This window comes from Pseudomonas sp. P9_31 (assembly GCF_034008235.1).
Classification (GTDB): Bacteria; Pseudomonadota; Gammaproteobacteria; order Pseudomonadales; family Pseudomonadaceae; genus Aquipseudomonas.
Map to the genome: position 1 here is coordinate 196,576 of NZ_CP125375.1, position 12,775 is coordinate 209,350.

Here is a 12,775-nt window from a genome sequence, read left to right on the forward strand (position 1 = left end):
AATGGCGTTTTCCAGTCGATTTAGCTCCGATTTGATATCAAAACACCACTAGCTGTAAGGCAATTCATGGTCTACGCTCGTCATACAAAAGGACTTTTGGCGGGTGAATGGATGCAGCACTTTCACTTTATTTCCGGTTTGCCGCGCTCAGGCTCGACCCTGCTTTCTGCGATTCTTTTGCAGAACCCACGCTTTCATGCCGGCATGACCAGCCCCGTTGGCGCGCTATTTTCCGGTGTTCTGGAGCAATGCAGCGCCGGCAGCGAATTCGGTGCGGTGATCGATACCGATCTGCGTCGCCGCCTGTTGCGTGGCCTGTTCGATTCCTTCTACGCCGACAAGGCCGACAAACAGGTGGTGTTCGACACGAACCGCCTGTGGAGTTCGCGCCTGCCGGCGATCAGCGATCTGTTTCCTCAAGCCAAGATCATTGCCTGCGTGCGCAATGTCGCCTGGGTCATGGACAGCCTCGAGCGCTTGTACCGCGCCAATCCCTTCGAAAACACCAAGCTGTTCGGTGATGCAGTCGAACGCAACACGGTCTACAGCCGCTGCGAAACCCTGGCCCAGCGCAATCGGCTGGTGGGGTTTTCCTGGGCCGCCCTCAAGGAAGCCTATTACGGCGAACACGCCGACTCGTTGCTGATCATCGATTACGACCTGCTAAGCCAGGCGCCGGAGCGGGTGATGCGGTTGGTCTACGACTTCATCGGCGAACCCTGGTTCGAACATGATTTCGACCATTTGGCCTACGACGCGCCGGAGTTCGACCAGGCCCTCGGCCTCTCGGGGCTGCACAAGGTGAAGGCCAAGGTCCAGTTGCAATCCAGGCGCACAATCCTGCCGCCGGATTTGTTCAAGCAGTACGCCGAGTTGTCCTTTTGGCTCGATGGCTCCGCCAGCGCCGCCAATGTCATTCGTATGAAAGCCGACGCCGCGATCAGTTGATCGCGGCGTTTTCATTGATCCGTCAAAAAGTTCGAGTCCGGGTGAGCAGCATGTGGTGGAGCAAAGGCAAGTCGCGGGTTACCGAAGGCGCACGAGCGCTGGCCTCGCCAATGATTATGTCCCTGGAGCCGCGCATGCTGTTCGACGGCGCGGTGGCCGCCACGGTTGCCGACACCGCCCAGGCTGACAGCCATACCACCGCCGAGGCGATCAAGGCGCCGACTGCCGACCAGCCGGTCGCCAGCAAGGACACCCACGGCCAGGCCGATGCCACGCCCACACCGACCCCCGTTGCGGTGCCGGGGCAGAGCGTGGTGTTTGTCGATTCTCGGGTCAAGGACGCCAACAGCCTGCTTCAGGGCGTCGCGCCCGGCACTCAAGTGGTTCAGTTGGATGCGAGCAAGGACGGCTTGCAGCAGATTGCCGACTACCTCGATCACCATCAGGGCATCAGCTCGGTGCAGATCATTGCCCACGGCAACGCGGGCGATCTGTGGTTGGGCAATAGCTACCTGTCTGCCGACAACGTCGCGGCCCGCAGCGCCGTGCTGGCGGAAATCGGCAAGGACATGAACGTCGGCGGCGATATCCTGATCTACGGCTGCTACACCGCCGAAGGCGAGCGCGGCTTGAGTTTCGTCGACTCCCTGGCGCAACTGACCGGCCGTGATATCGCCGCTTCCAGCAACCGCACCGGGGTGGGTGGCGACTGGAATCTGGAAATCGCTACCGGCAACATCGAAAGCGCCAACGTGCTCTCGACCACGGCCATGAGTGACTATCAGTGGGGGCTGGCCACCTGGACCGCCACCAACAACGCCAACACGGGCGTCGGCTCACTGCGTGCGGCCCTCGCCTCGGCGCAGAACGGCGACATCGTCACCTTTAGCAGCAGCATGACGGTGCAGCTGACCTCCGAACTGCTGATCAACAAGAACATCACCGTTGATGGCGACTTGAACAACGACGGCGCGGCGGATGTGACTCTCGATGGTCAGTACAGGACCCGAGTGATTGAAGTGGCGTCTGGCAGCATCGTGACGCTCGATGGTCTGGTGATCACCCGGGGTCTGGTGTCGGGCACGGGCGGCAACGGTGGCTACGGTGCCTCGGGCGCGATGGCCGGGGGGATTTTCAACGCAGGGATTCTGACCCTGAGCAACGTTACCGTGACCTCCAACGCCGCTTCCGGTGGCGGTGGTGGCGGCGGTGTCACGGGCGCTTTTTACGGCGGTGGCGGTGGCGGTGGCGGCGGTTTGGGCGGCCAGGGCGGCGGGCATGGCGGTTCGGCAGGGCCGGGCACCGGCACGTTGGGCGGCCAGGCGGGCGGCGGTGGCGTCGGTGGTTACGGTGGCGGTTATGACGCCGTCCACATGGGCGGTCGCGGCGGTACCACCACTGGCGGTGCTGGCGGCATAGGCGTTGCCTATTACAGCAACGGCGGTAACGGTTCGACGGCCACCAATGGCACGATTTCCATTGGCGGTGGCGGCGGCGGGGCCGGTTGGGACAAGGTGGGTGGCGCCGGTGGCAACGCGGTGGGGGGGATCTACAACGCCAGCAGCGGCACCATCACCATCGTCGGCACGTCGACCATTAGCAACAACATTGGCGCCGGCGGTGGCGGCGGCGGCGGTGGTGGCTATGGCAGCAATGCCACCAATGGCGGCGCGGGCGGCCGGGGCGTCGGTGCGATCTGGAACAAAGGCACGCTGCTGATCACGGCCGCCAACTTCGCCGCCCTGGCCGGTAATGCCGCGGGCAGTGGTGCCGGTGGTGCCGCGCTGGGCGGAGGTACAACCGGCACCTCGCCGACCTCCGTCGCGACAATCTATAACGACGGTGGTGTACTCAATACCGCGTATTCGCCGCCGCCGACCGCGACCATTGTGGTCGCTGACACCACACTGAGCATCGGCGAAACGTCCTTGGTGACGATCACCTTTTCCGAGGCCGTGACCGGTTTCACCAATGCGGACCTGACCATCGCCAATGGCACCTTGAGTGCCGTAAGCAGCGGCGATGGCGGCATCACCTGGACGGCAACGTTCACGCCGTCCGCCAGTATTTCCGATACGACCAACGTCATCACCCTGGACAACACCGGGGTGATAAACGGCCTGGGCACCGCCGGCGTCGGCACCACCAACTCCAATAACTACACGGTCGACACGGTACGCCCGACCGCCAGCATCGTGTTTGCCGACACGGCACTGAAAGTCGGCGAAACCTCGCTGGTGACCATCACCTTCAACGAAGCGGTCACCGGTCTCACCAACGCCGACCTGACGATTGCCAACGGTACGCTCACAGCGGTGAGCAGCAGTGATGGCGGCATCACCTGGACGGGGACTTTCACCCCGACCGCCAGCATCACCGATTCGACCAACCTGGTCACCCTGGACAACACCGGGGTCAGTGACCTGGCGGGTAATGCCGGGAGCGGCACCACCGATTCGAACAACTACGCCATCGATACCGTGCGCCCGACCGCGACCCTGGTGGTGGCCGATACCAGCCTGAGTATTGGCGAAACGTCGCTGGTGACCATTACGTTCAGCGAAGCGGTCAGCGGGTTCACCAACGCCGACCTGACCATCGCCAACGGTACGCTCACGGCGGTGAGCAGCAGCGATGGCGGTATCACCTGGACGGCGACCTTCACCCCGACGGCCAGCGTCAATGACACGACCAACCTGATCACCCTGAACAACACCGGGGTCAGTGACCTGGCGGGCAACGCCGGTAGCGGCACCACCGATTCGAACAACTATGCGATCGATACGCTCCGTCCGACCGCGACCATCGTGGTGGCGGACAATGCGCTGAAAATCGGCGAAACCTCGCTGGTGACGATCACCTTCAGCGAGGCGGTGACCGGGCTCACCAATGCCGACCTGACCATCGCCAACGGTACACTCACTGCGGTGAGCAGCAGTGACGGCGGCATCACCTGGACGGCGACCTTCACCCCGAGCGCCAGCATCAGCGACACGACCAACCTGATCACCCTGGACAACACCGGGGTCAGCGATGCTGTCGGCAATGCCGGCAGCGGCACCACCGATTCCAACAACTATGCGATCGACACCGTGCGCCCGACAGCCACCATCGTGGTCGCGGACACGGCGCTGAAAATCGGCGAGACCTCGCTGGTGACCATCACCTTCTCCGAGGCGGTGAGCGGTTTTACCAACGCCGACCTGACCATCGCCAACGGTACGCTCACGGCGGTGAGCAGCAGCGATGGCGGTATCACCTGGACGGCGACCTTCACCCCGAGCGCCAGCATCAACGACACGACCAACCTGATCACCCTGGACAACACCGGAGTCAGCGACCTGGCGGGCAACGCCGGTAGCGGCACCACTGATTCGAACAACTACGCCATCGACACGGTGCGCCCGACCGCCACGATTGTGCTGGCTGATACAACCCTGACCGCGGGCGAAACGTCGCTGGTGACCATTACTTTCAGCGAAGCGGTGAGCGGTTTCACCAACGCCGACCTGACGATTGCCAACGGCACGTTAAGCGCGGTGAGCAGCAGCGATGGCGGCATCACCTGGACCGCGACATTTACTCCGACGGCCAGCGTCAATGACTCGACCAACCTGATCACCCTGAACAACACCGGGGTCAGCGATCTGGCGGGCAATGCCGGTAGCGGCACCACCGATTCGAACAACTACGCGATCGACACCGCTCCGCCGACCGCGACGATTGTGGTGGCGGACAACGCACTGAAAATCGGTGAAACCTCACTGGTGACCATCACCTTCGACCAGGCCGTTACCGGTTTCACCAACGCCGACCTGACGATTGCCAACGGCACGTTGACCTCGGTGAGCAGCAGTGACGGCGGCATAACATGGACCGCAACCTTCACCCCGACTGCCAGCATTACCGACGCGACCAACCTGATCACCCTGGACAACACCGGTGTGCAGGCTGCCGCCAGCGGTAACGTGGGCAGCGGCACGACCGACTCCAATAACTACGCCATCGACACGGTGCGCCCGACAGCCACCATCGTGGTCGCGGACACGGCGCTGAGAATCGGCGAAACCTCTCTGGTCACGATCACCTTCAGTGAAGCGGTCAGCGGTTTCACCAACGCCGACCTGACCATCGCCAATGGCACGTTGACTGCGGTCAGCAGCAGCGACGGCGGTATCACCTGGACCGCGACCTTCACACCTTCCGCGAGCATCAACGACACCACTAACCTGATTACCCTGGACAACACCGGGGTCAGCGACCTGGCGGGCAATGCCGGTAGCGGCACCACCGACTCCAACAACTACGCCATCGACACGGTGCGCCCGACCGCGACCATTGTGCTAGCCGACGCGACCCTGAGTGCAGGCGAAACGTCGCTGGTGACCATTACCTTCTCCGAGGCAGTAACGGGTTTCACCAACGCCGACCTGAGCATCGCCAACGGCACCTTGAGCGCGGTCAGCAGCAGCGATGGCGGTATCACCTGGACCGCGACCTTCACCCCGACCGTCGGTGTGAATGACTCGAGCAACGTCATCACCCTGGCCAATACGGGTGTCACCGATGTGGCCGGCAACACTGGCAGCGGCACCACCAACTCCGGCAACTACACCATCGATACCGTGCTGCCGACAGCCACCATCGTGGTGGCTGACAATGCACTGAAAATCGGTGAAACGTCGCTGGTGACCATCACCTTCAGCGAAGCAGTGACCGGTTTCACCAACGCCGACCTGACCATCGCCAACGGCACCTTGACCTCCGTCAGCAGTGGCGATGGTGGTATCACCTGGACCGCCACGTTCACCCCGACGGCCAGCATTACCGACGCAACCAACCTGATCACCCTGGATAACAGCGGTGTGCAAAATGGCTCGGGCAATGCCGGTAGCGGCACCACCGACTCCAACAACTACGCCATCGACACCGTGCGCCCGACAGCCACCATCGTGGTCGCGGACACGGCGCTGAGAATCGGCGAGACCTCTCTGGTCACGATCACCTTCAGTGAAGCGGTGAGCAGTTTCACCAACGCCGACCTGACCATTGCCAACGGCACGCTGAGCGCGGTGAGCAGCAGCGACGGCGGTATCACCTGGACCGCGACGTTCACGCCTTCCGCGAGCATCAACGACACCACCAACCTGATCACCCTGGACAACACCGGGGTCAACGACCTGGCAGGTAACGCCGGCAGCGGCACCACCGATTCCAATAACTACGCCATCGACACGGTGCGCCCGACCGCGACCATTGTGCTAGCCGACGCGACCCTGAGTGCAGGCGAAACGTCGCTGGTGACCATTACCTTCTCCGAGGCAGTAACGGGTTTCACCAACGCCGACCTGAGCATCGCCAACGGCACCTTGAGCGCGGTCAGCAGCAGCGACGGCGGTATTACCTGGACCGCGACCTTCACCCCGACCGTCGGTGTGAATGACTCGAGCAACGTCATCACCCTGAACAATACCGGTGTGACCGACGTGGCCGGAAACACCGGCAGCGGCACCACCAACTCCGGCAACTACACCATCGATACCGTGCTGCCGACGGCCACCATCGTGGTGGCTGACAATGCACTGAAAATCGGTGAAACGTCGCTGGTGACCATCACCTTCAGCGAAGCAGTGACCGGTTTCACCAACGCCGACCTGACGATTGCCAACGGCACCTTGACCTCCGTCAGCAGTGGCGATGGCGGTATCACCTGGACCGCAACCTTCACCCCGACCAGCGCCATCACCGATACCAGTAACGTCATCACCCTGGACAACAGCGGTGTGCAAAATGGCTCGGGCAACGCCGGCAGCGGCACCACTGATTCCAACAACTACGCAATCGACACCGTGCGACCAACGGCAACCATCGTGGTCGCGGACTCGGCACTGGCGGTAGGTCAAACATCGGTGGTGACCATCACGTTCTCCGAGGCAGTGACCGGCTTTACCACGGCCGACCTGACGGTGAGCAACGGTACTCTGAGCAGTCTGAGCACCAGCGATAACATCACCTGGACCGCCACCCTGACGCCGACGGCGAGCATCACCGATTCGACCAACCTGATTACCCTGGACAACACCGGGGTGGCCGATGCGGCCGGCAACGCTGGTAGCGGCACCACCGATTCCAACAACTACGCCATCGATAGCCAACGCCCGACGGCGACCATCGTGTTGAGCGATACGACCCTGAAACCGGGGGAAACCGCCCTGGTCACCATCACCTTCAGCGAAGCGGTGACGGGTTTCGACAACAGTGATTTGAGCGTCGCCAATGGTACGTTGAGTGCGGTGAGCAGCAGCGACGGAGGCATCACCTGGACCGGGACCTTCACCCCGACTGCCGGGATTACCGACGCCAGCAACGTCATCACTCTGAACAATACCGGCGTGACCGACGTAGCCGGCAATACCGGGGCGGGCACCACCAACTCGGGCAACTATGTGGTGGAAACCCAGGTGCCGACCGCCACCATTGTGGTCGCCGACAACGCCCTCAAGGTCGGTGAAACCTCATTGGTCACCATCACCTTCTCTGAGGCGGTCAGCGGTTTCACCAACGCCGACCTGAGCGTTGCCAACGGCACCCTCAGCAGCGTTTCGTCCAGCGATGGCGGCGTCACCTGGACCGCGACGTTCACGCCTACAGCCAGCGTGACGGACACCACTAACCTGATCACCCTGGACAACAGCGGTGTGATCAATGGGTCGGGCAACAGCGGCGTCGGCGTGACCGACTCCAACAACTACGCGATCGACACCGCTCGCCCGACCGCGACCATTGTGGTCGCGGACAATAAACTGGGTATCGGCGAGACCACCACGGTGACCTTTACCTTCAGCGAAGCAGTGTCCGGTTTCGACCTGTCGGACCTCAGCGTGGCCAATGGTGTGCTGTCCAACCTGGTCAGCAACAACGGCGGTTTGACCTGGACCGCCACGCTCACGCCGACCGCGAGCATCAACGATGCCACCAACCTGATCCTGCTCGACACCGGCAATGTGCTCGACGCCGCGGGCAATGCCGGCGCCAGCATCGCCATCTCCAACAACTACGCGCTCGATGCGACCCGCCCGACCGTCACCATCGTGGTTGCCAACCCGGTGCTGGGGATTGGCCAGACGACGCTGGTGACCTTCACGTTCAGCGAGGCGGTGAGCGATTTCGATTTGTCGGACCTGAGCGTCACCAACGGCGAACTGACCAACCTGGCCAGCAGCGACGGTGGCAAGACCTGGACCGGCACCTTCACGCCCACCGCGAACATCACCGACCCGAGCAACTTCATTGCACTGGACACCAGCAATGTGACGGACCTGGCGGGTAACTTGGGGGCCAGCGTCGCGGTATCCAACAACTACACGATCAACACCGTGCCGACGTTTGTGGTCTTACCGCCGGTTACCGTACCCGCTCAGCCCAACGTGCCATTGCAACCGATCATCTTCACCCCACCCACCGGCGATCTCGGCTCGCCGCTGACCTTTGCCCCGCTGTTTGAACAACGGGTGATCGGCAACGGCATTCGGCCTCTGGGCGACATTTTCATGAACCACGGGGCGCTGGCGCCAAGCTTTATCGCCCAGGTATTCAGCAGCAGCGACAACGGTGGTGATGGCTCGGGTCACGGCTTCCTGGGCTTTGGCGGGGGCGATGGCGGAGTTTTCGGCAGCAGCACGCTGTCGAGCCTGTTCAATCAGAACGCCGGTAGCGAGGGGGATTCGCTGAACACCTTTGGTAATCAGTCAATCAGGGCGGGGGATGCTTCCCAAGGGTTGCGCGGCGTGTTTGGCGCACCGACTCTTGGCCAGCAATTACAACAGCTCAAAGACACCGAGCAACGGCAGGTCGACAGCCTGGCCGCTGCTTTGCAACAGGTAGGCATCAGTGAAATGCAGGCCTGAAAAAACCATTAAAGCAGTGCGGCACTGGGGGCAATACAGGGATGAAAAGAAGTCAGAAGTTGTTCGGCGCCAGCTTGCTGGCGCTGGCGATCAGCGGATGTGCAGTCACCAGTCAACCGATCGAGCGCAGCGTCAGCCAACAGCGCGCCAAAAGCGATCTGCAAAGCATGTACAAGGGGCAGGAGCCCCTCAGCGGGCCGCTGACCCTGCACCAGGCCATGGCTCGCGCGGTGAAATACAACCTCGAAGGCCGGCTCAAGATCATGGAAGAGGCCCTGGCCAAGCGCCAACTCGACCTTGCCAGTTTCGACATGTTGCCGCGCATGGCACTGGACGCCGGATACGTGGGACGTAACAACGTCAACGCTTCCAGCAGTCAGAGCGTGGAAACCGGCACCCAGTCCCTGGAACCGTCGACCTCCCAGGACCGCGACCGTGACGTGGCGGACCTGACCATGGTCTGGAACGTGCTCGACTTCGGTGTCAGCTACATCAGCGCCAAGCAGCAAGGCGATCAGCGGCTGATCGTGCAGGAGCGTCGGCGCAAGGTGATCAACACCATCGTCCAGGACGTGCGCTCGGCCTATTGGCGAGCCATGGCCGCCGAACGTTTGCTCAAACAGATCGACAGCCTGATGGCCCGGGTCGAAACCGCCCGCCACAATAGCCAAAGCATGAGCGAGCAGCGCATTGGCGATCCGATTCAGGCATTGGGCTATCAGCGCTCGCTGATTGAAGCCACCCGGCAACTGGAAGAACAACGCCGCGCGCTGTCGCTGGCGAAAACCGAACTGGCGACCCTGATCAACCTGCCACTGAATACCGAGCTGACGCTGGCGACCCAGGACGATTATGTCATTCCGGAACTCAAGGTCGACCTCGCCAGCCTGGAACAGGAAGCCCTGACCAGTCGGCCGGAGTTGCGCGAGCAGGATTACCAGACCCGCATCAGCGCCGCCGAAACCCGCAAAGCCATGCTGCGCCTGTTGCCGGGCCTGGAGTTCTCCGCTGGCGGGCATTACGACAGCAACTCGTTTTTGGTCGAGCAAGGCTGGGCGGATTACGGGGTGAAAGTCACCTGGAACCTGTTCAACGTGATTTCCGCACCCGCCGCGATCGACGTCGCCAAGGCCGGTGAAGAAGTCGCTACGGCGCGCCGTCAGGCGATGTCCATCGCGGTGCTGGCCCAGCTCTACGTGGCCAACGCCAATTACCGCGAAGCATTGCGACAGTTCCAGACCAATCAGCAACTGTCGAACATCGACGGGCAAATCGTCGGCCAACTGCGCAATCGCTATCAGGCGGCCGGGCTGGGCGAACTGGACCTGATCCAGGGCGAACTGAACACATTGCAGGCGGATCTGCGTCGCGACCTGTCCTACGCCGACCTGCGCAACGCTTACGGACAAATCTTCGCCAGCGCCGGCCTCGATCCGCTGCCGGACGAAGTGCAATCGACCGAAGTCCAGTCCATCGCCACGGCGCTGGCCAATCGCGAAGAGGCGTGGGCGGCGGGCAACATCTCAGTACCGCCGGTGGCCCATGCCCCGGCCCGCTAACCTGCTGGCGCCGACGGCGAGCATCAGCCGCGCACAACGGGAGGCCCGCAACGGCCATCGCGGCACGGCGATTCTGCTGACCGGCTTACCGGCGGCGGGCAAGTCGACATTGGCCCAGGCACTGCACGCCGAGCTGTTCGAACACGGTGTGCAGAGTGTGGTGCTCGATGGCGACGGACTGCGGGTCGGGCTCAATCGCGATCTGGGGTTTGCCGACAGCGATCGCCTGGAAAACATCCGCCGCGCCAGCGAACTCGCGGCGCTGTTGGTCGAGAACGGGCAGATTGTCATCCTCGCGATGATTGCGCCCTTGGTGGAGTTGCGCGAAGTGTTCGCCCAACGGTTGGGCGAGGATTACCGCGAAGTCTGGTGCAGCGCCTCTTTGGCGGTGTGTGAACAGCGTGATCCAAAAGGTCATTACGCCCGGGCTCGACGGGGTGAGATGGCGGGGTTTACCGGTGTCTCCGCGCCTTACGAACCCCCGCCGTGCGCGTCGCTGGTGCTCGACACCGGCGCGCAATCGGTCGAGGCTTGTCTCGACCGATTGCTGACCTGGCTCGGCGAATGCGCGGTGCTGGCGAAACGATGAGCCGGCCGGCATTCTCCCGCTTGCCGGTGACGGTGGATTTGCCGTTGCTGTTGCAGGCGCTGGCGGCGATTGGCGAGGACGACTGGCATGGTCATTTCAACAGCGCTTATTACACTGGCGACTGGAGCGGCGTGGCGCTGATTTCCGCAGCCGATGCCTTGACTGAACTGTCGCCCGGTCGCGGCGAGACTCTTTTGCGTGCGCCCTGGCTGCAAGATGTTCGATGGCAGCAAGGGCTGCGGGATCTGCCGCTGGAGATTGTCTGCGCGCGCCTGTTGCGACTCGGCCCGGGCGGGCGCATCCACGAGCATCGCGACTATGACCTGGGCGAACCGGATGCCGACTTGCGCCTGCATATTCCGCTGCTCAGTCCCCCTCAAGTGGACTTCATGCTGGACGGTCGGCGCATGCCGATGACCGCTGGCGAGTGCTGGTATCTCGACCTGGCGCGGCCTCATCGCGTGGACAACCGCGATACCCAGGCACGGATTCATCTGGTGCTCGATTGCCGGCCCGGTGCCTGGCTGGAGCAGGCGATTATCGATGGGTTGGCAACCACGCCGTCGCCGCAAATCTCTGATGGAGCTTTTGCGCAGTTCAAGGCGTTGGTGGCCAGCGATCCGCAGTTATGCAAAACCTTGCAGGGTGTGCAGGACAACGAAGCCTTTATCGCCCGCACCCTGGCGCTGGCCACCGAGTGTGGCCTTGCGTTCACCCGTGAAGAACTGCGCGCGGCGATGCGCGACGGTCGCCGCCAATGGACTGAACAATGGAGCGCCTGAACCTGGAAGGCTGGTTGCCGATTCGCGTGTGGCCAGAGGCCGGGCAATGGCAAGTCGACTGGTGCTGGTTCGGTGACACGCGGCTGCATCAGCCGTTTTTTCGTGATGCGGTGGAAGCCGCGCTGCGGCTGCCGTTCAATCAGGCGTTTCGCCGGAGAACTGCATTGTCGGCCCTCGCTGACTGGCAGGTTTGCAGCCCCGGTCTGACGCCGAGCGCCTTTATCTTTCACGCCTCCCGCTGCGGCTCGACCTTGATCAGCCAGATGCTGGCGCAACTCGACAACCACATCGTCATCAGCGAGCCACCGCCGCTGGATGCGTTGCTGCGCAGTGATTTACCGGCCATCGAGCGGCGTGCCGCCATCAAAGGATTGCTGTCTGCCTACGGACAATGCCGGCTCGGTATGGAACAACGGCTGGTGATCAAACTCGACACCTGGAACATCGGTGAACTGCCGTTGCTGCGCGAGTGCTTTCCCGAAACACCTTGGTTGTTTGTTTATCGCGATCCGCTGGAAATCGCCGTCTCGCATCTGCGTCGCCCGGGCATGCACATGGTGCCGGGGATGATCGGGGCGAGTGTGCTGGATGACGAATTTCCGTTCGGCAGCCGCGAGGATTACATCGCCCGGCGGTTGGGGCGGTTACTGGCGTCGGGGTTGGCGCAATGCCAGGCATTTGGCGGCCTGGCGGTGAATTACAGCGAACTGCCGCAGGCCATGGCGGGGCGGTTGGCAGCGTTCTTTGCGTTGGATATCGAGCAGCGCAGGCAGGTGTTTGCGGCAGTGGGGCAACATGCCAAGCAGCCGTCGCAGGTGTTTGTTGGCGACAGCGATGACAAGCATCGTGAAGCCTCGGCGCTGTTGCGTGAACGAGTGGAGCATTGGGCGCGAGCGTCTTATGAAGCGCTAGTTGCCAAGTGATGTATCGACGGCACTGACGCCATCGCGAGCAGGCTCGCCCCCACATTGAATCTCAGTCGTACACATA

General features: G+C 62.5%; 6 protein-coding genes. All 6 read left to right on the top strand.

Annotated features, from left to right (window positions below; genetic code table 11):
* Window positions 1-111 precede the first annotated feature (111 nt).
* The 6 genes from QMK51_RS00820 to QMK51_RS00845 are packed head-to-tail and all read left to right on the top strand — an operon-like array spanning window position 112 to window position 12,708.
* Window positions 112-948: a sulfotransferase family protein gene (locus QMK51_RS00820; RefSeq protein WP_258698454.1), complete on the top strand. Its 837-nt coding sequence runs from the start codon at window positions 112-114 to the stop codon at window positions 946-948.
* Window positions 949-998: 50 nt separating this feature from the next.
* The gene (locus QMK51_RS00825) at window positions 999-8,855 is read left to right on the top strand and encodes an Ig-like domain-containing protein (protein ID WP_320392894.1); all 7,857 of its coding nucleotides are present in this window, start codon (window positions 999-1,001) and stop codon (window positions 8,853-8,855) included.
* A 41-nt stretch (window positions 8,856-8,896) separates the two neighbouring features.
* Entirely contained in the window at window positions 8,897-10,414 is a 1,518-nt protein-coding gene (locus QMK51_RS00830; RefSeq protein ID WP_320392895.1) for a TolC family protein, read from the top strand.
* The gene (cysC, locus tag QMK51_RS00835) at window positions 10,398-11,003 is read left to right on the top strand and encodes an adenylyl-sulfate kinase (RefSeq protein ID WP_258698457.1); all 606 of its coding nucleotides are present in this window, start codon (window positions 10,398-10,400) and stop codon (window positions 11,001-11,003) included. Before QMK51_RS00830 ends, cysC begins: the two co-directional genes overlap by 17 nt.
* The gene (locus tag QMK51_RS00840; RefSeq protein ID WP_320392896.1) at window positions 11,000-11,785 is read left to right on the top strand and encodes an aspartyl/asparaginyl beta-hydroxylase domain-containing protein; all 786 of its coding nucleotides are present in this window, start codon (window positions 11,000-11,002) and stop codon (window positions 11,783-11,785) included. Before cysC ends, QMK51_RS00840 begins: the two co-directional genes overlap by 4 nt.
* Entirely contained in the window at window positions 11,773-12,708 is a 936-nt protein-coding gene (locus QMK51_RS00845; RefSeq protein WP_320392897.1) for a sulfotransferase family protein, read from the top strand. Before QMK51_RS00840 ends, QMK51_RS00845 begins: the two co-directional genes overlap by 13 nt.
* The last annotated feature ends 67 nt before the right edge of the window (window positions 12,709-12,775 follow it).

What these genes read in the sequence shown, in the direction of transcription:
- QMK51_RS00840 (WP_320392896.1), top strand. Translation starts at nt 11,000, where the DNA reads ATGAGCCGGCCGGCATTCTCCCGCTTGCCGGTGACGGTGGATTTGCCG.
- QMK51_RS00825 (WP_320392894.1), top strand. Translation starts at nt 999, where the DNA reads ATGTGGTGGAGCAAAGGCAAGTCGCGGGTTACCGAAGGCGCACGAGCG.
- QMK51_RS00820 (WP_258698454.1), top strand. Translation starts at nt 112, where the DNA reads ATGCAGCACTTTCACTTTATTTCCGGTTTGCCGCGCTCAGGCTCGACC.
- cysC (WP_258698457.1), top strand. Translation starts at nt 10,398, where the DNA reads ATGCCCCGGCCCGCTAACCTGCTGGCGCCGACGGCGAGCATCAGCCGC.
- QMK51_RS00845 (WP_320392897.1), top strand. Translation starts at nt 11,773, where the DNA reads ATGGAGCGCCTGAACCTGGAAGGCTGGTTGCCGATTCGCGTGTGGCCA.
- QMK51_RS00830 (WP_320392895.1), top strand. Translation starts at nt 8,897, where the DNA reads ATGAAAAGAAGTCAGAAGTTGTTCGGCGCCAGCTTGCTGGCGCTGGCG.